At 66.4% G+C, this 20,848-nt stretch carries 18 protein-coding genes; 3 read left to right on the top strand and 15 right to left on the bottom strand.

The features are described from left to right. Positions 1-78 precede the first annotated feature (78 nt). Positions 79-2,850, bottom strand: coding sequence for a DNA gyrase subunit A (gene gyrA, locus JKL49_RS09290; protein ID WP_215339926.1), 2,772 nt, complete (start codon positions 2,848-2,850; stop codon positions 79-81). A 110-nt stretch (positions 2,851-2,960) separates the two neighbouring features. On the opposite strand from gyrA, the gene sodC reads away from it, so the two are divergent. Continuing rightward, entirely contained in the window at positions 2,961-3,488 is a 528-nt protein-coding gene (sodC, locus tag JKL49_RS09285; RefSeq protein ID WP_215339925.1) for a superoxide dismutase[Cu-Zn], read from the top strand. A gap of 61 nt (positions 3,489-3,549) precedes the next feature. Further along, a complete protein-coding gene (locus JKL49_RS09280; protein ID WP_215339924.1) occupies positions 3,550-4,611 on the top strand; it encodes a 2OG-Fe(II) oxygenase in 1,062 nt (353 codons plus the stop codon). Here the strand turns inward: JKL49_RS09280 and JKL49_RS09275 are convergent. Continuing rightward, positions 4,608-4,937, bottom strand: coding sequence for an ArsR/SmtB family transcription factor (locus JKL49_RS09275; protein WP_215339923.1), 330 nt, complete (start codon positions 4,935-4,937; stop codon positions 4,608-4,610). The genes JKL49_RS09280 and JKL49_RS09275 overlap by 4 nt on opposite strands. 51 nt (positions 4,938-4,988) lie before the next feature. Here JKL49_RS09275 and JKL49_RS09270 point away from each other — a divergent pair, with 51 nt between their 5' ends. Next, positions 4,989-5,432, top strand: a complete 444-nt coding sequence (locus tag JKL49_RS09270) for an SRPBCC domain-containing protein (RefSeq protein ID WP_215339922.1) — start codon at positions 4,989-4,991, stop codon at positions 5,430-5,432. A gap of 1 nt (position 5,433) precedes the next feature. Here JKL49_RS09270 and JKL49_RS09265 read toward each other — a convergent pair whose 3' ends face one another. The 13 genes from JKL49_RS09265 to JKL49_RS09205 form a co-directional block, all read right to left on the bottom strand. Then, positions 5,434-6,048: a DUF4304 domain-containing protein gene (locus tag JKL49_RS09265; protein ID WP_215339921.1), complete on the bottom strand. Its 615-nt coding sequence runs from the start codon at positions 6,046-6,048 to the stop codon at positions 5,434-5,436. Positions 6,049-6,092: 44 nt separating this feature from the next. Further along, complete coding sequence (gene ssb, locus JKL49_RS09260; protein ID WP_215339920.1) at positions 6,093-6,581, bottom strand: single-stranded DNA-binding protein; 489 nt, start codon at positions 6,579-6,581, stop codon at positions 6,093-6,095. A 155-nt stretch (positions 6,582-6,736) separates the two neighbouring features. Further along, the gene (locus tag JKL49_RS09255; protein ID WP_215339919.1) at positions 6,737-7,114 is read right to left on the bottom strand and encodes a hypothetical protein; all 378 of its coding nucleotides are present in this window, start codon (positions 7,112-7,114) and stop codon (positions 6,737-6,739) included. A gap of 40 nt (positions 7,115-7,154) precedes the next feature. Then, positions 7,155-7,856: a hypothetical protein gene (locus JKL49_RS09250; RefSeq protein ID WP_215339918.1), complete on the bottom strand. Its 702-nt coding sequence runs from the start codon at positions 7,854-7,856 to the stop codon at positions 7,155-7,157. A 56-nt stretch (positions 7,857-7,912) separates the two neighbouring features. Continuing rightward, positions 7,913-10,714 (bottom strand): autotransporter outer membrane beta-barrel domain-containing protein, encoded by a 2,802-nt coding sequence (locus tag JKL49_RS09245; protein ID WP_215339917.1) that lies wholly within the window; start codon positions 10,712-10,714, stop codon positions 7,913-7,915. Positions 10,715-10,860: 146 nt separating this feature from the next. Next, a complete protein-coding gene (locus JKL49_RS09240; protein ID WP_215339916.1) occupies positions 10,861-11,688 on the bottom strand; it encodes a flagellin in 828 nt (275 codons plus the stop codon). A gap of 186 nt (positions 11,689-11,874) precedes the next feature. Next, entirely contained in the window at positions 11,875-12,168 is a 294-nt protein-coding gene (locus JKL49_RS20930; protein ID WP_215906624.1) for a flagellar protein FlaG, read from the bottom strand. A gap of 126 nt (positions 12,169-12,294) precedes the next feature. Next, on the bottom strand, positions 12,295-13,140 hold the full coding sequence (locus tag JKL49_RS09230) for a flagellin (RefSeq protein ID WP_215342749.1): 846 nt from the start codon (positions 13,138-13,140) through the stop codon (positions 12,295-12,297). 307 nt (positions 13,141-13,447) lie between these two features. After that, entirely contained in the window at positions 13,448-14,302 is an 855-nt protein-coding gene (locus tag JKL49_RS09225) for a flagellin N-terminal helical domain-containing protein (RefSeq protein ID WP_215339915.1), read from the bottom strand. A 304-nt stretch (positions 14,303-14,606) separates the two neighbouring features. After that, on the bottom strand, positions 14,607-15,380 hold the full coding sequence (locus tag JKL49_RS09220; protein ID WP_215339914.1) for a class I SAM-dependent methyltransferase: 774 nt from the start codon (positions 15,378-15,380) through the stop codon (positions 14,607-14,609). A gap of 25 nt (positions 15,381-15,405) precedes the next feature. Then, positions 15,406-16,362: a UDP-glucuronic acid decarboxylase family protein gene (locus tag JKL49_RS09215; RefSeq protein WP_215339913.1), complete on the bottom strand. Its 957-nt coding sequence runs from the start codon at positions 16,360-16,362 to the stop codon at positions 15,406-15,408. Positions 16,363-16,418: 56 nt separating this feature from the next. Next, positions 16,419-18,698, bottom strand: a complete 2,280-nt coding sequence (locus JKL49_RS09210) for an FkbM family methyltransferase (RefSeq protein ID WP_215339912.1) — start codon at positions 18,696-18,698, stop codon at positions 16,419-16,421. Positions 18,699-18,739: 41 nt separating this feature from the next. Beyond that, positions 18,740-20,824 carry an O-linked N-acetylglucosamine transferase, SPINDLY family protein gene (locus tag JKL49_RS09205; protein WP_215339911.1) on the bottom strand — a complete coding sequence of 695 codons (2,085 nt, stop codon included), beginning with the start codon at positions 20,822-20,824 and terminating at the stop codon, positions 18,740-18,742. Positions 20,825-20,848: the final 24 nt, after the last annotated feature.

Raw genomic sequence — 20,848 nt, 5'->3', positions numbered from 1 at the left:
AAACCGCTTGATCCCGATGCCCGATCCTAGCCGACCGGCCCCGACGCCGCAAACGATGCGGCGCCGGTCTGGCGGTTCTTAGACTTCGTCTAGCCCGGCTTCGATCTCGGCGTCCGGCTCCTCGCCGCCGCCCTGATCGGCCAGGCGTTCGACCGAGACGACGTGCTCGTTCTCAGCGGTGCGGAAGATGGTCACGCCCGAGGTGTTGCGGCTGATGACCCGGACCTGGGTGACCGGGGTGCGGATCAGCTGGCCCTGGTCGGTGACCAGCAGGATCTCGTCGAACTCCTCCACCGGGAAGGAGGCGGCCAGACGTCCGCCCTTGCCCTTCTTGGTGAGGTCCTGGGCCAGCAGGCCCTGCCCGCCCCGGCCGGTGCGGCGGAACTCGTAGGCCGAGGTCCGCTTGCCATAGCCTTCGGTGGAGACGGTGAGGATGAACTCCTCGGCCGCGCCCAGGGCCGCGATGCGGTCAGGCGACAGAGCCTCGTCGCCGGCCTCTTCCTCGTCGTCGGGCGCCGCGGCGTCCTCGATCTCCTCGCCCTCGCCGCTGATGGCGCGGCGCATGGCGTTGGCGTGCTTCACATAGGCCGCGCGTTCGGCGGGGGTGGCGGTCACCGAGCGCAGGACGGCCATGGAGATGACGCTGTCGCCCTCGGCCAGGCGGATGCCGCGCACGCCGGTGGATTCACGGCCGGCGAAGACCCGGACCTCTTCGGTGGCGAAGCGGATGCAGCGGCCAAGCGCCGTGGTCAGCAGGATGTCGTTGGCCTGGGCGTTACAGACACCGACGCCGATGATCTGGTCACCCTCGTCCAGCTTCATGGCGATCTTGCCGTTGCGCTTGATGCCGATGAAGTCCGACAGCTTGTTCCTGCGCACGCCGCCGGAGCGGGTGGAGAACATGACGTCGTACTGATCCCAAGTGGCCTCGTCCTCGGGCAGGGGCAGGATCGAGGTGATGCTCTCGCCGGGCTCGATGGGCAGCAGGTTCACGAAGGCCTTGCCGCGCGAGGTGGGGGTGCCTACCGGCAAGCGCCAGACCTTGAGCTGGTAGACCTTGCCCCCGGAGGAGAAGAACAGCATCGGGGTGTGGGTGTTGGCCGAGAAGACGCGGGTGACCGCATCCTCTTCCTTGGTGGACATGCCCGAGCGGCCCTTGCCGCCGCGATGCTGGGTTCGATAGGTCACCAACGGGGTGCGCTTCACATAGCCGCCGTGAGTCACGGTGATGACCATGTCCTCGCGGGCGATGAGGTCCTCGTCCTCGACGTCGGCGTCGCCGTCGACGATCTCGGTGCGGCGCGGCACGGCGAAGGCGGCGCGCACCTCCACCAGTTCCTGGCGGACCACGGCCATGATGTTGTCGCGCGACGACAGCAGGGAAAGGTGGCCCTGGATGGCGCCGGCCAGGGTCTCGGCCTCGCCGAAGATCTCGTCCCGGCCAAGGCCGGTGAGGCGCGACAGGGTGAGCGCCAGGATGGCGCGGGCCTGTTCCTCGGTCAGGCGGATCAGGCCGCCCTCTTCCAGCACGGTGCGCGGGTCGGCGATCAGATCCACCAGCGGCATCATGTCACCCGCCGGCCAGCCCTTGGCCACGATGCGCTCGCGCGCCTCAGCCGGGTCCTTGGAAGACCGGATGATGTGGATGAACTCGTCGATATTGGCCACAGCGATGGCCAGGCCCACCAAGACGTGGCCGCGGTCGCGGGCCTTGGAGAGCTCGAACTTCTCACGGCGGACGACGACTTCCTCGCGGAACTCGATGAAGGCCACGATCATCTCGCGCAGACCCATCTGCTGCGGACGGCCGCGGTTCAGGGCCAGCATGTTGACGCCGAAGGAGCTCTGCAGCGGGGTGAACCGGTAGAGCTGGTTCAGCACCACGTCGGCCGAGGCGTCGCGCTTCAGCTCGACCACCACGCGCATGCCCTGGCGGTCGCTTTCGTCGCGCAGGTCGGCGATGCCCTCGACTCGCTTCTCGCGCACCAGTTCGGCGATCCGCTCCACCAGGCCGGCCTTGTTCACCTGATAGGGGATGGCGGTGATGATGATGGCTTCGCGGTCCTTGCGGACCTCTTCGATGGCGGCCTTGCCGCGCATGATCACCGAGCCGCGGCCGGTCATCAGGGCGTTGCGGGCGCCGGTGCGGCCGATGATCTCGCCGCCGGTGGGGAAGTCGGGGCCGGGAACGATGTCCAGCAGCGCGTCGAGGCCGATCTCGGGATCGTCGACATAGGCCAGGCAGGCGTCGACGATCTCACCCAGGTTATGGGGCGGGATGTTGGTGGCCATGCCCACGGCGATGCCGCCGCCGCCGTTGACCAGCAGGTTGGGGATGCGCGACGGCAGGACGGTGGGCTCATGCTCCGAGCCGTCATAGTTGTCCTTGAAGTCGACGGTGTCCTTGTCCAGGTCGGCCAGGATCGACATGGCCGCCTTGGTCAGGCGGCACTCGGTGTAGCGCATGGCGGCCGGGGGATCGTTGTCCACCGAGCCGAAATTGCCCTGACCGTCGATCAGCAGCTGGCTCATGGAGAACGGCTGGGCCAGGCGGACCAGGGTGTCGTAGATCGCGAGGTCGCCGTGCGGGTGATACTTGCCCATCACGTCGCCGACGACGCGGGCCGACTTCACATAGGAGCGGTCGGGCGTGTGCCCCTGCTCGCTCATGGAGAACAGGATGCGGCGGTGCACCGGCTTGAGGCCATCGCGCACGTCGGGAAGGGCGCGGCTGACGATGACGCTCATGGCGTAGTCGAGGTAGGACTTCTTGAGTTCGTCCTCGATGGCGATAGGGGCGATGCCCCCGCGCCGGCCGTCGTCCGGAGGGATAGTGCTGTCGTCGCTCAAGGGGAATTTTTCGCCGTTGGAATCGGACTGGAAATCAGGTTTGGATTGTTAACATCCCAGGACCCCCGAGGCCAACCTTCGTGAGCCTGGGAAGCGCCTTTGGAGCCGCCATGAAATATGCCGTCCTCGGCCTGATCGCCAGCGTGACCGCAACGGCCGCCCTGGCCGCAACACCAACCGCCAACCTTCAGATCAATCTCAAGAATTCCACCGGTGGGTCGGCGGGAACCGTGACCCTGACCGAGGCCCCCAACGGGGTGCTGCTGCGGCTGGAGGCCAAGGGGCTGACGCCCGGCTGGCACGGGCTGCATTTCCACGAGAAGGGCGACTGTTCGGCCGCCGGCTTCACCTCCGCCGGCGCTCACGTCCACGGCAAGGCGAGCGTGGTCCACGGCCTGCTGAACCCCAACGGCAACGAGGCCGGCGACCTGCCCAACCTCTATGTCGCCGCCGACGGGACCGGGACCGCCGAGCTGTTCTCCAGCTACACCTCACTGAGCGGCGCGGGGGCCCGCCCGGCCCTGATGGATACCGACGGTTCGGCCCTGGTGATCCACGCCAACCCCGACGACCACAAGACCCAGCCGATCGGCGGCGCCGGCCCCCGGGTGGCCTGCGGGGTTATTCCGAAGGGCTGACCGTTCGCCCCCGGACGTTCGGCGCCTTGCAAGCGCGGGCGTCCGGCGGCAAAGCTCTGGCATGTCCATTGTCGTGGGCGCGCTCGCGCCGCGGTTCGTCTGCCCGACGACCAGCAATCCCCGGTTTGTCTCCGCAGCGTTCGGCGGCCGTTACATCCTGCTGGGCTTCCTGCCGACGGACGGTGAGGCCCGGCGGGAGGCCCTGGGCCGTTTGGCCGACAACCGCGCCCTGTTCGACGACGTCAAGATGTCGGCCTTCGGGGTGCTGCGCGACGAGGCGGCGATCGGGATGGCCCGCGATCAGGCGGGCCTGCGCTGGTTCCTGGACCGCGATGGGGCGGTCAGCCGGCTGTTCGAGGCCCTGACCACCGACGGCGAGGCCCGGCCCCGCTGGGTGCTGCTGGATCCCGCCGAGTGCGTTCTGGCGACCGCCGAGATCGACAAGGCCGATGCGTTGTTCGCCCTGGTGCGCGCCCTGCCCGCGCCGCAGGACCACGCCGGCGTCCCCCTGCACGCCCCGGTGCTGATCGCCCCGCGCATCTTCGACGCCGACCTCTGCCGGCGACTGATCGCCTATTACGAGGCTGACGGCGGCACGCCGTCGGGGGTGATGCGGGAGATCGACGGCAAGACTGTTGGGGTGCTGGACAACTACAAGAAGCGCCGCGACACCATGGTCACCGACCCGGAGCTGGCCCGCGAAACCCGCGACGCCCTGACCACCCGCCTGCTGCCGCAGATCCAGAAGAGCTTCCAGTTCAAGGTCGGCTTCATCGAGCGCTACATGGTCGCCTGCTACGACGCGGCGGACGGCGGCTATTTCCTGCCGCACCGGGACAACACCACGGCCGGAACGGCGCACCGGCGTTTCGCCTGTTCGATCAACCTGAACGCCGAAGAGTTCGAGGGTGGCGACCTGCGGTTCGGCGAGTTCGGACCCAAGACCTATCGCCCGCCCACCGGCGGGGCGGTGGTGTTCTCCTGCTCCCTGCTGCACGAGGCGACCCCGGTGACCAAGGGGCGGCGCTACGCCTTCCTGCCCTTCTTCTACGACCAATCGGGCGCTGAGATCCGGCAGGCGAACCTGGCGACGTTCCAGACCGAAGCGCCAGCCGAAGCCTAGGTCTTCTCCAGATCCCGCTTCAAGCTGGCCAGCAACTCCACCGCATGGGTGGCGTAGGGTGAGATCCAGCGGTCGGAGATCGCCTTCACGGGCCCCGCGTTGAGATAGTTCCAGCGGGCGCGGCCCTCGCGGCGGGCGATGATCAGCTCGGCACGCTCCAGCACGCCGATGTGCTGCATCACGGTACAACGGTCCAAGGCCCCTTCGAAGTGGGCGCAGAGCTCCCCCGTCGTGCGCGGGCCGGCCTTCAATCGGTCAAGGATTTCCCGCCGACGGCGGTCGGCCAAGGCCTTGAAGACCAGGTCATCTGCGTCATCGGTTGACATGTTATATTTTCATAACATATTGAGCGGCGAAGGCAACGGGAAGGCGCTCCCATGGACGCGAAATTCGAGGTGCAGCTTAAGATCCGTAAGCCGGTGGCTGAGGTGTTCGAGGCGGTTGTGAACCCCGCCAAACTCACCGGCTACTTCCTCCAGACCTCCAGCGGGCCGTTGGCGCAGGGGTCCACCGTGACGTGGAAGTTCGCCGAGGTCGACCAGACCTACGACGTGGTGGTGGGCCAGGTGGTCAAGGACGAGAGGATCGCCTTCGACTGGCCCTCCGACGCGCCGGGCGGCGGGACCACCCATGTGGAGATGGTCTTCAAGGTCTTGGATGCCCACAACACCATGGTCCAGATCCGCGAGGGCGGCTGGCCCGAGACGGCGGCCGGCAGCAAGGCCTCGCACGGCAACGCCGGAGGCTGGATGCACATGATGTGCTGCCTGAAGGCCTATCTCGAATACGACGTCGACCTGCGGGCCGGCGGCGCCTTCTAGGTTAGGTCCTTATGCCCTGCGCGGGCCGGCGAGCAAGATCCCAATCGGCCAGCAGGGCTGCCGCCTGCCCCTTCGAGAGCGCTGAGCGCAAGGCCTCGGCGCGTACAATATAGGCTTCGCACCACACCCGGCCGTCGACTTGGTAGAGATTAATCGCGGCGTGAAGGTTCCGGTCGGCCTTGTCCTCGTCCCCCGCCAATGCCCAGGCGATGGCGGCCTCAAAGCATTGATGATGATCGCGTCTATGCTCGACCGTTTCACGTAGGCGCGCATACCCTTCCGGGGTGGTCAGCCCTTCAAGCCAAGGCAAGGCTTCGGCCATTATCGAACTCAGAAGGACCTGGGTCGACCGCTCGGCCTCGGCGGGCGACGAGGACGGCAACCAGAGATCGCCGCCGTCGGTATCTCGTTTCAGACGAAAGCCAGGGCTCAGGGTCGGAAAGTCGTGGGCGGCCACCAGATTGGCGCAGACCGTCGTGCAGAACTGGCGATCCCCGAAAGACGATACCTGAAAATAGAGCCGATGCACGATTGGCCCATGCAGGCGCAGAAGGTCGCGACCTCGCCCCCGCACGAAACCTTCCAACCGCAGGGCCGGAAGGATGACGCGCTTCAAAGCTTTGGCCAGTTCGTCGGCCGAACGAGCCAGGGGCCTCGCGCCTAGAACGGGATCTCGTCGTCCAGGTCGGCGGAGAAGTCCTCGCGCGGGCCCGAGCTCTGGGCGCGGGGGGCGCCTGACGAGAATCCACCGCGATCGCCGCTGCTGAATCCGCCGCCCTCTTCACGTTCGGCGTCGCCGCGACCGTCCAGCATGGTGAGTTCACCCCGGAACTTCTGCAGCACCACCTCGGTGGAGAACTTCTCCACGCCCGACTGGTCGGCCCACTTGCGGGTCTGGATCGAGCCCTCGATGTAAACCTTGGAACCCTTCTTCAGGTAGTTCTCGGCGACCTTCACGAGGTTCTCGTTGAAGATCACCACCCGGTGCCACTCGGTCTTTTCCTTGCGCTCGCCCGAGCTCTTGTCGCGCCAGGTTTCCGAGGTGGCGATGCGCAGGTTGGCGACCCGGTCGCCGGAACCGAGACTGCGAATTTCAGGGTCGGCGCCCAGATTGCCGACCAGAATGACCTTGTTGACGCTGCCCGCCATGATGCTTTTCCTGTCTTTTCCGTAGATGCGGACGCTCACGCCCTGGCGCGCAAGCTAGACGAGCAGGATCAGTCGATCAAGTTAATGTTCTTGTTCCGTTCACGGCTGACACCGGACCGTCCACAGGTCATTGCCGTGGCCTTCGGTCGCGCCACCTATTGACGGGGCATGGCGCCAGGAACCGCCAAGCGTCCGTCGCCGGTGCGGACCAGGGCCACGTAGCGGTGCGCCTCCAGGGACGGGGCGGTGAAGATCCCCTCCTTCTGGAGGAAGATGAAGTTGCCCTGGTAGGCGCCGGTGATCTCGTACTGGTTGCCGCCCAGGCTGAGGAAGCGGATGCGCATGGCCTCCAGCGCGGCGGCGCAATGCTCCAGGTCGCTCTGGGCGCCCGGCAGCTTGTTGTACTTCAGCGACCCGTCCTTCTGGGGCTGGACCATGTAGCAGACGCCGACATCGCCGGGCGGGACGGTGCGTTTCGTGCAGGCCCCGAGAGCGATCAGGGCGGCGCCGAGCAGGAGAAGATTGCGAACCATGAGCTAGACTACACAGCCTGATTGCGGCGCGCGAGTGGCCTTAGCCCACTGACGGGATGGCGCAGCCGCCGCCCTGGTCCACCAGGGTGCGGAAGCTGCGGTTGTCGCCCGAAACCTCGACCTTGCCAGGGACCAGGCGCAGGGTCTGAGTCATCCAGCGGCCATAGGTGGCGCCTCCGGGGCGCTCGCAGCGGCCGGCGAACAGGGCCTGGACGCAGGAATTGAGCGACATCTCCGACGGCAGCTTGGACCAGACGTTGCCGGCATAGCGCCAACAGGTCCCGGCCGGAGCGCCCGCGGCGGGCGCGACGGGGGCGGTGGCGGCGGTCGCGGCGGAGGGGGCCAGCGGCGGCGCGGACGGTTCAACAGCCGAGGTCTGCACCGGCGGCAGCGGGGTCAGGACGGTGCCAGCGTCATCGGCGGCGGCCAGGTTGCCGCTGGAGTCGACGCCCACGTCCAGGGCGCCGGTGGCCACGCCGTTCTTCTTGGCGCATTCGGCCAGGGTGACCTCGCCGACATACTGTCCGGCCACGAAGCAGCGCAGGGGCCGGGCGGGGTCGATGCCGCCGTCGTCGGCGGTGGTGGTTTCCACCACAAGACCGCCCTGCGAGGCGGGCGGAGCGGTGTGCCGATCATTTCGGGTCTTGGAGACCATGCCGATGGCGATGCCCAGCCCGGCCAGCAGCGCCAGGGCGCCGCCGATCAGGGCCAGCACGATCCGTCGGTCATTGAACATATCCATGGCCTCTCGCTAGACCGCGCGTGTGACGGTTTCAAGCGTTCGTGATCGGGAGGGACCTAGCTGGCGCCTTTCAGGCGGTCGAGGGCGGCCTGGTAGTTGGCGATCTGGCTGGTGAGATAGGCCGGGACCTTGCCGGTGGCCTTGGCTTTCTCCGCCTTCTTCTCGGACTCCGGCATGGCGGCTTCCTTCAGGTCCTTGTAGGCGGTGCGGATCACGTTGAGGGCCGAGGCCAGCTCGGCCTTGGTGTGGGCGATGTCCTCGGTGCTGCTGAGGTTCATGTCCTTGTCCATGCCCAGGCCGTAGAAGTTCCCCTTGCCGTCCGCCGAGGTGGTCTTGCCATCCTTGCTGGTGACGGTGGCGCGCACCACGCCCTCGGGAATTCCCAGCAGGGAGAGCGCGTCCTTGCCGGTCTTGCCATAGGCGAACTCCAGGATGGTGCGCGGATTGAGCGGCTTGATCTGCAGCTTGCGTTGGCCGTCCGAGGTCACGACGCTGACGTTGGCCTGATAGTTCAGACCGCGCTTGAGCTTGGTGACCAGGGTCTCCAGGGTCTCGCCCGCATCGATGGTGATGGTCTTGAAGGGCCCGGTGGCCGCGCCGCGCACCTGGAACTGGTCCCCGGGCCGCACCGCGCTGATGGCGCCGAGCTGGACGGAGTCGGTCATGTCCATCGTGCCCTTGGGCAGGCCCAGGCGATCCAGGGCGCTGGCCCCGGAATTGTCGACGGCGATGGCGGTGGGGGTGGCGTAGCCGCCGGTTCCGCTAAACCGGCGGGTGAAGCCGGTGGCGCCGGTGTCCAGGTTCAGTTCGGTGAGGAACCCGTCCTTCTTGGCCACGGCGTCGAGGCCCGGCAGGTCGGATCCGGCCTGGCCGGTGAGGTAGACGCGGCCCTCGGAGATCGCCAGGCCCGCGACCTTTTCGTCCCCGGCCCCGCCGTAATAGGCCAGCCGGTCGCCGGCGCCGGCGGTCAGGCTGGAGGAGATCCGCGCGGCGAAGGCGTCCAGGCCGGCGGTATAGGCGCGCGTGGTGACGCCCGCCGTCAGGCTGTCGCTGCCGGCCGAGCCCGCGATCACCAGCTGGCCGCCGTCCAGGGCCAGGCCAGCGATACTGCCGCCGGCCAGGTCCCCCAGGTCCCGCGTCGCGGTCTCCGTGGCCGTCCCGCCAGACAGGTCAAAGCGGTGGAGGACGGCGCGGCCGGCCTCGTTGTTGGCCAGGACCAGGGAATTGCCGTCCACCACCAGGCCGCCGGGACGGTCGGAACCGGAGGAGCCGACGTTCTGCACAAACAGGGTCGAGACCTTGTTCTTGGCGTCGGCCTTGAAGCCCTCGATGTAGCTGTCCCAGCCACCCAGGCCGGTGGTTCCAGGCAGGCTGGATTGCGCGCGGCCGGCGACATAGACGCTGCCGTCGGCGCCGAAGGCGATGCTGGTGGCCTCGTCGTTCTGGCGCGCTCCGCGGCGCTCGGTCCACTGCTCCTGGCCGTCGGCGTCCATGACGGTGACGAAGCTGTCGGACTGGGTGGCGAAACTGCCGGTGGCGCCGGAGTTCAGAGCGCCCTCCGCCGCGCCGCTCAAGTCCCCGGTGACCTTGCCGGCGATGGCGATCTTGCCGTCGGAGGAGACCGCCAGCGCCAGGCCACTGGCGCTATTGGCCGCGCCGAGGGTGCGGGTGAACAGCAGCTTGCCGGCGGAATCGTACTTCAGAAGAGCGACGTCCTGGTCCCCCTTGATCGCCTGGCCGGCGGTGCGGTCAGTGACGTCGGCCAGCACGTAGACTGAGCCGTCCGGCGCGACCTGGGTCGCATGGACCGCGCCCACCGATTTCTCCATGTCCTTCGACCAGACCCGGCCGTCGATGAAGTTGGCCACCCCGGTCGCCTGAGGCGGCGGGGTCACGTCGGTGGTGTCGGTCTGGACCTTCAGCAGCTGGCTGGTGATCACGCCGTCCTTGGTGGTGGACTTGCCGTCCGGATCGGGGTTTCCGACGCTCTGGGCCAGATAGATGGCCGGTTCGGTCTTCGGCGCGGAGAACGTCAGGGTGTCGCCGGAGTCGATGTTGAACTTCATCGCCCACTGGTCGGGATTGACGCCGACCTTGGTGGCCTTGCCGGCGATCTGGACCATGCGGTCGCCGCCGGGGATGCGCAGGGACGAGACGCTGGTGCCCACCTCGGCGTCCCCGAGCTTGCCGTTGATATAGGCTGTCACGTTGGCCATGTTGCGCGGCGTCGCGCCCATCTCGTCGAGATCGATGGCCACGTCGTGGATGGTGTTCACGCGCTTGATGGAGATGTTGAACTTCACATCGCCCTGGAAGGCGTCGACCGGGGCGTTGACGTCCCCAGACACCAGCGGCGGGGTGGTGTAGTCGGTCTTGGCGCGGCTGACGCCCACCGTTGACTTGGCCTTGTCGGACACCGAGGCGCGGGTCAGGCGCAATTGGTCAAGGTCGAGCTGGTCGGTATAGGCGGTGATCTCGGCCAGGCCCTTGGTGAACACCGACTGGATGCGGGCCTTGTCGGCGCTGTTGACGTTCTTAGCGCTCATCTGGTCGACCACGCCGGCCAGGGTGTCGATGCCCTGGTAGAGGGCAAACAGCTTCTTGTAGTCGGCGCTGGCCCCGGCCAGGTCGAGCTTGGCGGCGCTCTCGTCCACCAGCTTGTGGCCCAGCATGGCGTTCTTGACCGCCGTGGTCATCAGGGCCGGCGTATTGGAGGCGGTCTGGGCGCCGGGCAGCCACGGCGCGCTGGGGGCGTACTTCTTCACCGCCGCGTTCGTGGCGCCAGCGGTCGTCAGGGGCGCCCCGGCGCGGCCCTGGTAGTAGTTCAGCAGAATGTTGGTGTCGAAGGTGACCGTCATGACCCGCTGCCCGCGGACGCAGATCCGCCAGCAAATCTTCGCACGCAAGGGGATGACGAGGGGTTAAGCCCCAGCGTTAAGACGCGAAAAGCCCGAGCCTTGTGGGCTCGGGCCTCAAGACGGCTCCGGGGTGGGGCCGCCAGCAATTACTTGAACAGCGACAGGATGATCTGCGGCGCCTGGTTGGCGATCGACAGCGCCTGGGCGCCGAGCTGCTGCTGGACCTGCAGGGCCTGGAGGTGGGCGCTTTCCTTGGCGACGTCGGCGTCCACCAGGTTGCCGATCCCGGCCTGCAGCACGTCGGTCAGCTTGGAGACGAACTTGTTATGGTTCTCGATCTGCTTGGCCTGGGCGCCAAGCGCGCCGAGCGCCTGGTTGACGTTGCCGATCGACACATCGAGCTGAGTCAGGGCGGTTTGAGCCAGCGTCACCGTGGTGATCGACGACGTCGCGCCCATGGTGATGATCGCCCCGCCCAGGCTCATGTCCTGGCCCGACAGGGTGATGTAGGCGTTGGCGTCGGCGTTGGCGAGGAAGCGGATCGAAGTCGTCGTGCCGTCGAGAATGTCGGCGCCATCGAAGGAGGCGTTCTGGCCGACCTGGGCGATCTGACGCAGGATCGACTTGAAATCGGCGTCCAGGGCGGTGCGCGATGAGACGTCGAGGGACGGGTCCTGAGACGAGACCACCTTCTCCTTGAGTTGCACCAGCAGGTCGGAGATGGACTCACCGGCCGCCATCGAGACTTCGGCGATGGACTGGGCTCGGTCCAGGCTCATCTTCACCGCCGCGAGGGCGCCGATATCGGCGCGCTGCCCCTGGGCGATGGACCAGACGGAGGCGTTGTCCTTGGCGGTGGCGATGGACAGGCCCGTATTGATACGGTTCTGGACGTCGCTCAGCTCGTCGTTGGTCTTGTTGAGGTTCTGCAGCGCGACGAGCGCAGACTTGTTCGTATGAACGCTGATTGACACGACCCGGCCTCCTTGGCGCGCCCGCCCCCTTCAACCGGCTCTTCTGCGAGTCGGTGGGACCGGTCTTCCTGCGCTGGAAGCTATGGAATCATGGTGTCCAGAAGGTTAACGCCCATATGCGAGCGCCTGCCGACCGGTTTCCCGGGGCAGTAATTCCTTCGGTTTCAGAGGCGGTTACCCCCTGGATCAGACCTTGGCGCGGATGACCGAGCCGGCGGCGTAGTCGTCTTCCTCACGCATCTTCAGGAGTTCTTCCCTCGGATACTGCGCCACAATGTCGCCGGTCCGCCGGTCGACTGTCTTGTAGACGTAGGTGCCGCCCTGCTCCTCGATGATCAGCCGAATATCCGCCTGGTCTTCGGCCCCTTCGGCGATCTTGACCGCGCGAGGGGCGGCTTCGGGCGCGGCGGGATGCTGATGCGATTGCTGATTGAGGTTTTGGTCGGTGATGGCCGCCAGATTTGTAGCCTTGGTTTCCATGTCTCCCTTCGTTGACGGGACTGGCCCGTGAACGTCCCTGTTTGACCGAAATCGGCGGGGAGGATGTCTTCGCCCTCCCCGCCAGGTCCGGCCGGTGACGAGGCGTTTCCGCCTCGCGCGCCTGCCCTAGCCGCGGAAGAGGCTGAGCAGACCCGAAGAGGAGCTGTTGGCGATCGAGAGCGCCTGGACACCGAGCTGCTGCTTGGTCTGCAGCGAGGTGAGGCGTGCGCTTTCCTTGGCCAGGTCGGCGTCGACGAGGTTGCCCACCCCGGCGTCGATCGAGTCCTGCAGCTTGTTGATGAAGGTCAGGTGGGCCCCGATGGACTTGGACCCCGTGCCGAGCTTCGACAGAGCGGTGGAAACGGCGCCGATGGCGGTGCCGATGGTGGTGATCATAGCGCCCGCGGTGGTCTGCGTGCCGATCGAGGACGTCGCCGTGAGGCCAGAGCCGCCGCCCAGGATGGTGCTCCCGAGAGACAGGTCCTGAGCCGAGACGGTCAGCTTGGAGCTGCCGTCGTCATTGGCCAGGGCCGCGATGGTGGTGCCGCCCGAGTTGATCATGTTCACACCGTTGAACGTCGCGTTGGAGACCGACTTGCCGATCTGGTCGCGCAGAGCCTTGAAGTCTTCGTTCAGGGCGGTCCGCGAAGCGGTGTCGAGGCTGGAGTCGGAGGCGGCCAGGGCCTTTTCCTTCATCTGCAGGAGCAGATCGGACACGGCCTCACCGCCGGCGATGGCGACATCGACGGTCGATTGCGAGCGTTGCAGGGAGTCCTTGACCGCGTTCAGGGAGCCGGAGGTCGCACGCTGGTTCTGGGCGATGGCCCAGATGGCGCCGTTGTCCTTGGCGGAAGCGATCTTCTTGCCGGTGTTGATGCGGTTCTGGACCGTCATCAAGTCGGAGTTGGTCATGTTGAGGTTTTGCAGGGCGATCATCGCCCCGACGTTGGTATTGACGCTATTCGGCATCAGAGGTGTCCTTGTTCTCAGGTCACCGGTCTGCATTTTGCTGACCGTAGGCATTTTGCCCACGTGGTTAAAAGCAAGTTTCGGGCCACCTCAGCCGGAACGCCCACGGGCTATTGGCCCGCCATAAGATATTGAAATGGTTGGATTAAACCCTTGTTAGGGACGTTTGCGCTCGGCAGGACTTGCCTACCTCAACCGCGCTTGGGCAGAAATTGCCGACCTCATGCGGCAAACGGCGCCCAGCAGTTCAAAGAGCTCGCCGGGCGGGTTCCCCCTGTGGGGGGAGGGCCCGCCCGGCGCTGCGACCAACCTAACCGCCGCGGAACAGAGACATAATCGTCTGCGGCATTTGATTGGCAATCGACAGCGCTTGGACACCGAGTTGCTGCTTCGTCTGCAGCGAGGTGAGCCTTGCGCTCTCCTTGGCGAGGTCGGCGTCGACGAGGTTGCCCACGCCGGCATCGACCGCGTCCTGTAGCTTGTTGATGAAGGTCATGTGGTTTGCGAGCGACTTGGAACCCGTGCCCAGCTTTGACAGAGCGGTCGAGACATTCGCAATGGAAGTCCCGATCGTCGTGATCATGGCGGCCGCGCCTGTTTGGGTCCCAATTGAATCCGTCGCGATCAAAGCCACAGCGCTTGTGGGCGAGCCGAGCGACATATCCTGAGCCAAGACCGTGAGCCTGGATTGCCCAGACTCATCGGCGAGGGCCGAGATCGTCACCGCGCCGCCCACACCGGCTCCGTTCAACATATTCACGCCGTTGAACGCCGCGTTGTTGACAGCTTTCTGGATCTGGTCGCGCAGGGCCATGAAGTCTTCGTTCAGGGCATTGCGCGACGCGCCGTCCAGACTGCTATCGGACGCAGCCAGAGCCTTTTCCTTCATCTGAAGCAGAAGATCCGAAACCGTTTCCCCACCAGCGATGGCGACGTCGACCGTGGACTGGCTGCGTTGCAGCGAATCCCGGACGGCGTTCAACGACCCGGACGCCGCGCGCTGGTTCTGAGCGATCGCCCAGATAGCGCCGTTGTCCTTGGCGTTAGCCACCTTCTTGCCAGTATTGATCCGGTTTTGAGTCATCGACAGATCGGAGTTGGTCGCATTGAGGTTTTGGAGCGCGATCATCGCGCCCACGTTGGTATTCACCGAATTATACGGCATTTGGGATCCTTCCATTCTGGTCGGGAGAGAGTTTGCGGCTTTTGCCTGCGGGGCGGGTTTTTCGCCTTGCCGACACTCTCGCAAGCGGCGGGCCAGTTTGGGGTCCGCGTTCACTTTTTAAGCTGCTGTTTTTATTGATTAATATGAGCGGCCACCGAAGGCCGCATTAATCATACCAGGGATGATTTGCCGCCTCGGCACGACTTGCCGGGGGGAAACTCACGACCCGGTCGGCAGGACTCGATTCTGCCTAGTGGGGCAAGCGGCCGACGACGTTGGCGCTGTTTGGCCGCGGCGCGCCCGCCTACCAGCCCAGGTCGCAGTCGCCGTGGGGGCTGTCGATGCTGGCGTCGAAGACGTTCAGGTCGCGGACAAACAGCGAGGTGCACCACTCGATCTTGTTCACCGGACCGGGGCCGTAATAGTCGATGCGGCGGAAGCCGGCGGCGCTCAGCATCCGGTAGGCGCCGTTGTACTGCCAGCGGTCGGAGTTATCGAAAACGATGATGCCGCCGGGCTTGAGATACTGGATAGCCATCCAGGCGCTGAGCGCGCGCGCCATCCCATCCACGACGATGACGTCGAAATATTCCTTCGGGAACGCCATGATCTCGGTGGCGTAGGCGATGAAGGTCTCCGAGATCAGACCGTGCATGATGTTGTGCTCGTCGCTGTGCGAGAGCGGCAGTTCCGGGGGGGCGGCGAAGAACGGGGCCACGGCGTCGATGCGCTCGGCGTCGGCGGCCTCCCCCATCTCGCGGACGATGACCGTCAGGTTCGGCTGGGCGGCGTTGGAGACGTTTTCGCCCCAGGCCTTGTCATGCTCGACACTGGTGACCGCGGCGACATTGTTGGCCCACCAGAGGGACGAGCCGCCGCAGCCGTACTCGAACACCTTGAAGTCGGGGCGGATGATCCGCTTGAGCTGGATATAGGCTGGGTAGGTGATCCAGGGGACCACGCCCTCGTTATTGCGCGGAATGCCGCCCAGGCTCGCGAACCAGCCGCGCTTCTGCAGGTAGCCCTGGGCGAAGCGGTAGATGTCGGCGTTGACCGCGGCCTGTTCGTCGATGTTCATCCGCGCGTCCCGTCAGGTGCTTGGTTTAGGCCGCGCCGCTTTTCAGCAGGCCATCGAAATAGGCGATGGTGCGAGCCAGGCCCTGTTCCAGGGCGATGGTGGGCTGCCAGTCGTCCAGCAGGGCGCGAGCCTTGGAGATGTCGGGCTGGCGCTGCTTGGGGTCGTCCGACGGCAGGGGCTGGTAGGTTATGGTGGACTTCGACCCGGTCTGGGCCACCACCATCTCGGCCAGGGCCTTGATGGTGAACTCGCCGGGATTGCCCAGGTTTATCGGGCCGGTGATCTCGTCGCCGGTGGCCATCAGCCGGATGAACCCCTCCACTAGGTCATCGACATAGCAGAACGACCGCGTCTGCAGCCCCTCGCCATAGAGGGTGATCGGCTCGCCGCGCAGGGCCTGCATGATGAAGTTCGACACCACCCGCCCGTCATTGGGATGCATGCGCGGGCCATAGGTGTTGAAGATCCGCGCCACCTTGATCTGCAGCTTGTGCTGGCGGTGGTAGTCGAAGAACAGGGTCTCGGCGCAGCGCTTGCCCTCGTCGTAGCAGGAGCGGATGCCGATGGGGTTCACATTGCCCCAGTACTCCTCCACCTGCGGATGGATGGTGGGGTCGCCATAGACCTCGCTGGTCGACGCCTGGAAGATCTTGGCCTTCCGGCGCTTGGCGAGGCCCAGCATGTTGATGGCGCCGTGCACGCTGGTCTTGGTCGTCTGCACGGGGTCGAACTGGTAGTGGATCGGCGAGGCCGGGCAGGCCAGGTTGTAGATCTCGTCCACCTCGGCGAAGAGCGGGAAGGTCACGTCGTGACGCAGCAGCTCGAAGTTGGGATTGGCCAGCAGGTGGGCCACGTTGCGCCGCGAACCTGTATAGTAGTTGTCGACGCACAGAACCTCATGGCCCGCCTCGACCAGACGTTCGCAGAGGTGGGAGCCGACAAACCCGGCGCCCCCGGTCACCAATATGCGCTTCATGTCCATCCGGTCCGCTTGGAGGCTGCGAACCTAGACTGAGTCTTCCACCCGTGGGGCGGGTGTCACTCCGCCGCGGCGCCCTCCCCGGCCCCCTCCAGGCTGGAGGTGTCGAAGCCGTGGAACAGGGACAGGAAGCGGAACGGGTTGGCCTGATAGGAGGGATACATCACGTTATTGATGTCCGACGTGGTGTCGAAATAGGCGATGTTGGGGGCGGCCCCCCGGGCCATCAGGTGGTGGCGGGCGAAGATCAGGGCCACCTGGTCGATCCAGCGGGTCACGGCGGGCTTGGCCAGCTCGCGTTCCACATAGGCGCGCAGGAAGGCCAGGAAGACCTGGGCGTCAGGCGTCGGATTCACCAGCAGCAGGTTGGCCGTCAGCCGCGAGCCTGCGTTGAAGCTGATCTCATTCTCGTTGAACATCACATCGGCCGGAGCGGCGCGGGCCAGCAGATCGGAAACGCCGCGCTGCAGGATCAGGTCGATGTCGGAGACAAAGACCGGCCGCTCCAGGCGCGCCAACAGGGTTCCCAGACGCTGGAACCGCACGCATTGGAAATGGGCCACCGGGCGGGCGATGAAGCCCTTGGGCGGGGCGTCATAGACCTTGGTGGTCACGGCTTCCGCATCGAAGTCGTCGCCGGCGAAGATCAGGCGCTCGTCGGTAATGCCCACCCGCGCGGCGATGGCCGCCAGCTCGTCCTTGCCGCCGATCACATGGATGACGATCAGGCTCGGCACGTCGGAATACTTCAGCACCGAGAGCGCGTACCAGCGGGCGTAGAGGTCCACATAGGTCTCGTCGGCGGCGGCGAAGAACACCGCCTTGACCGCTAGCCGGTCGGCGGTGGCGCGCACGCTGTCCCAGTCCATCGCCGCGCCCGTCGCCGAAACGAAGGCGAGGTCGGATTCCGGGGCGGGCGTCGGGGTCGGCGCCCTTACGGCGGCGAGATCCACCGCGTCCAGTAGCAGGCGGTAGTGCTTATACCAGCCCTCCCATTCTGACTCCGGATCCACCACCACCTGCAGGGCGCCGGCCGCGGCCAGCATGGCCTCGATCTGCGCCTCGCTCTGGGGCGTCAGCGGCCGGCAGAGGATCAGGCTGACCACGTCGTGGATGTCGCGCAGACGCAGCAGCGGGTGCATGTCGCCGGGCGCCAGGGCCGCAGCCATCTTGTCGGCGATCTCCGCCAGGGCCGGATCGGCGGGCGGCGGGGGCGGCGCGGTGCGATTGGCGGCGGCCATCACGACCTGGGCTGTCGGGTTGGTGGGATCAACCTTCAGCAGGGCGCGAGCATAGCGCTCCACCTCGCCCCAACGGCGGAGCACCTGGTTGCAGCTCATCGCAGCCGTGAGCATCGGCTCGCTGTTGGGGATCAGGGCCACCAGGGCGGCGGCGTAACGCTCGGCCTGGACGGTCTCGCCGGCCTCCAGGTGGGCGTTGAACTTGCCGATCGCCGGCATGGCTCGCTCCTGGATCTCCGACAGCAGGCTGTCGGGGTTGCCGCGGCTGAGCCGGATGGCGCGCAGGGCCTCCAGCACCTCAAGGGTGCGGTCCTGGGTCGTGTAGATCTCGATCAGGGCCCGCAGCGCCGCCTCGTCCCGGGGCCGCAGGGCCACCAGATTCTCGAAGATGGTCAGGGCGGCGTCGGTACGCCCCTCGCCGACCATCGCCTGGCCCAACTCGAACAGGGCCTGGGTCGAGGGGGTGGCGCGCTTGGCGCGGCGCTCGAACAGCACGTCGATCTGCAGCAGGCCGTTCTCGCGCACGTCGTCGAGGCGGTGGAACTCAACGATCTCGGCGCAGTGGAAACCCATGGATTCCAGCTGGGCGAACACATCCTCAGCCTTGGCGCCGCCGATGTTGTACTCGACCATCGAGACCTCAAGGAGGATGTAGTCGGCCTCGGCCAGCACGCTGGCCCCGCCCTTGAGGACGTCGACCTCGGCGCCCTGCGTGTCGATCTTGACGAAGTCGAAGCGGCGGCCGGCGAACAGGTCGTCGATCCGCACCGTCGGCACGGCCTGCTTCAGCACCTTCTCGTCGCGGAAATAGTGGGTGTCCTCGCGATAGAGCGAGACGCCTGTGGACTGCAGCCAGTCCCGGCTGAGGAACAGCTCGGCCACGCCCGCCTTGTCGGAGGCCGCCACCATGTGGCGCTCAAAGCCCAGCTTTTCCAGATCGGGTTCGCAGAAGGGGTTGGGCTCCACCAGGATCGGCGCGCAGTCGGGGAAGACCTGCAGGAATTCCGCCGTGAAGCCGCCGATATTGGCGCCGACGTCCAGCAGGGTGGCCGGCGTATAGCCCTGGGCGCGGAGCTCTTCGAGAACCTTCCGAGTCATGCGTCTTCCAGTTCAGGCACGCGTAGACGCGCGCGGATCGGTCAGTCGGCGGCGGCGCGGCGCAGGCGGGCCTGGGGTTCGGGAACCGCCGGCTCACCGTCCGTCAGGGCGATGTCCTGAGCGGTCCAGAGCCGGTTGTCGGCCACCACCGGCCGGGCCAGATGGCGGCTTGCCAGCTTGGCCTTGTAGAGACCGTGGTAATCCTCCATCGCCAGGATCTCCTGACCCTCATGATCGTGGTCGACGCCAACCTTCATGTAGACGTCCAGGTTGGTGAGGTCGGGACGCGGCAAGGCGCCCTGCTGATAGTCCACCACCATGGTCGCGTAGAGGTCCTCCAGGCTCGAGACCAGCTTCTCCATGTTGAAGAGGTCGCAGGTGTCCCGGTTGGCTTCGAGCTGGGCCTTGTAGGCGGCGATCTGAGCCCGGTCGTGACCCAGGGTCACGGCGCGCTCCACATACTCGTCGGGGCTGGCGCAGACCAGGTCCACCAGGCCCGAGGCGCGCACCAGGCTGCCGCAGACCCGGGCGGCGAAGCTGCGTCCCGACAGGGTGACCATCGGCACCCCCATCCACAGGGCGTCCGACGCGGTGGTGTGGGCGCCATAGGCGGCGGTGTCGAGGAACAGGTCGGCCAGGGGATAGCGGGCCAGGTGCAGGGAATTGTGCAGCTTGGGGGCGAAGATCAGGCGCTCGGGCGCGACCCCCTGCCCGGCCGCATAGGCCAGCAGGCGGGCGTGAGTTTCCGGGGTGCTTTCCAGCAGCCACAGCACGCTGCCCTCCACCCGCTTCAAGATGGTCAGCCAGCGTTCGAAAGTGGCGCGGCTGATCTTCTGGGCGCCGTTGAAGCAGCAGAAGACGAAGGCGTCGTCCGGCAGTCCAGCCTGCGCCCGGGTCGGACGCTCGGCCGCCACGAAACGCTTGCGGTCGTTGGGCTGGTAGCACGGCAGCCGCACCACCTTCTCGGAGTAATAGATTTCCGAACCGGGCGGCACGATCCAGCCGTCAGCGACGATGTAGTGGTGGTAGGGGCTGCCCATGGTGCCGGGATAGCCCAGCCAGTTCACCTGGATCGGGGCCGGCCGCAGGGCGAAGACGCCGGTGCGGGATTCCCGTGTGTGGCCGTTGACGTCCACCAGGATGTCGATGCCGTCCTGCGCGATCTGCGCGGCCGCCTGGGCGTCGGTCATCGGACGGATATCGGTCCAGTGCTCCACCGCGCCGCGGGTGCGCAGGGTGAGCGCGTCGACCGAGGGGATGCCGCAGTAATAGGCGAAGACCTCGACCTTGGCCTTGTCATGCAGATCCCACAGCTCGGCCATCAGATAGCCCACGGCGTGGTCGCGCAGGTCCGAGGAGATGTAGCCCACCCGCAGCCGGCGGCCCTGAACATCCACCGGCGCATGCCGGCGGTCGGAGGCGGCAAGCTCCAACGGAGAGTCGGCGGTCATCTCGACATAGCGGCTGGCCGCGGCCAGCTGCAGCAGCGGGTCGTCGGTATAGGCCGCCAGCGAGAGGGGATGGGTGTTGGTCACCTGCGTCTGGGCGTCCAGGCCCGGCAGCGGCTCGACCACCGGCCACTTGCACTGGACCAGGCGCATGGCGAGGTACTGTTCGATCACGTCGCGCTGGGTAGGATCCAGAGCCAAGGTCTCGCGCAGGATGGCCTCGGCGGCCTCGATCTTCTGGGTGTCGGCGAGGATGCGGGCCAGCTGCTTCAGGGTCGACAGTTTGTAGTCGAACCCCTGTCCGGTGATGGCGGCGACCTTCTGCAGGCCGGTCTGCCACAGCGAGATAGCCTCGTCGGGCTGGCCGTTGCGCTCCAGCACCCCGCCCAGGTTGATGTAGCCGGGCATGAATTCCGGATCGAGGGTGATGGCGGCGGTCAGGGCCTCGATGGCGCCGGCCAGATCGCCAGCCTGGGTCTGCAGGCATCCGCGGTTAAAGTGGGCGACATAGAGCTGCGGATGCTCGGGATTAAAGGCCGCCCAGATCTTGTAGAGCTGCTGGGCTTGGTCGCCCGCGCCCGTGACGCTGAGCGTGTTGGCGGTGTTGATCAGCTCCGCCAGGCCAAGGGTTCCCGCCGTGGCCTTCTGCAGCGCCGAGAGGAAGAGGTCCTGGGACATTGTGGTTTCGCGCCTGCCCTTCCA

The organism is Phenylobacterium glaciei (genome assembly GCF_016772415.1).
Classification (GTDB): Bacteria; Pseudomonadota; Alphaproteobacteria; order Caulobacterales; family Caulobacteraceae; genus Phenylobacterium; species Phenylobacterium glaciei.
Note: the sequence above shows the minus strand (reverse complement) of the source record. Positions and strands in the feature narration are given on the sequence as shown.

Bases quoted from the DNA above. Each gene is read 5' to 3' on its own strand.
- JKL49_RS09225 (WP_215339915.1), bottom strand. From the start codon at position 14,302: ATGCCGTATAATTCGGTGAATACCAACGTGGGCGCGATGATCGCGCTC.
- JKL49_RS09205 (WP_215339911.1), bottom strand. From the start codon at position 20,824: ATGTCCCAGGACCTCTTCCTCTCGGCGCTGCAGAAGGCCACGGCGGGA.
- JKL49_RS09280 (WP_215339924.1), top strand. From the start codon at position 3,550: ATGTCCATTGTCGTGGGCGCGCTCGCGCCGCGGTTCGTCTGCCCGACG.
- JKL49_RS09270 (WP_215339922.1), top strand. From the start codon at position 4,989: ATGGACGCGAAATTCGAGGTGCAGCTTAAGATCCGTAAGCCGGTGGCT.
- JKL49_RS09215 (WP_215339913.1), bottom strand. From the start codon at position 16,362: ATGGACATGAAGCGCATATTGGTGACCGGGGGCGCCGGGTTTGTCGGC.
- JKL49_RS09275 (WP_215339923.1), bottom strand. From the start codon at position 4,937: ATGTCAACCGATGACGCAGATGACCTGGTCTTCAAGGCCTTGGCCGAC.
- ssb (WP_215339920.1), bottom strand. From the start codon at position 6,581: ATGGCGGGCAGCGTCAACAAGGTCATTCTGGTCGGCAATCTGGGCGCC.
- sodC (WP_215339925.1), top strand. From the start codon at position 2,961: ATGAAATATGCCGTCCTCGGCCTGATCGCCAGCGTGACCGCAACGGCC.
- JKL49_RS20930 (WP_215906624.1), bottom strand. From the start codon at position 12,168: ATGGAAACCAAGGCTACAAATCTGGCGGCCATCACCGACCAAAACCTC.
- JKL49_RS09250 (WP_215339918.1), bottom strand. From the start codon at position 7,856: ATGGATATGTTCAATGACCGACGGATCGTGCTGGCCCTGATCGGCGGC.
- JKL49_RS09255 (WP_215339919.1), bottom strand. From the start codon at position 7,114: ATGGTTCGCAATCTTCTCCTGCTCGGCGCCGCCCTGATCGCTCTCGGG.
- JKL49_RS09220 (WP_215339914.1), bottom strand. From the start codon at position 15,380: ATGAACATCGACGAACAGGCCGCGGTCAACGCCGACATCTACCGCTTC.
- JKL49_RS09245 (WP_215339917.1), bottom strand. From the start codon at position 10,714: ATGACGGTCACCTTCGACACCAACATTCTGCTGAACTACTACCAGGGC.
- JKL49_RS09210 (WP_215339912.1), bottom strand. From the start codon at position 18,698: ATGACTCGGAAGGTTCTCGAAGAGCTCCGCGCCCAGGGCTATACGCCG.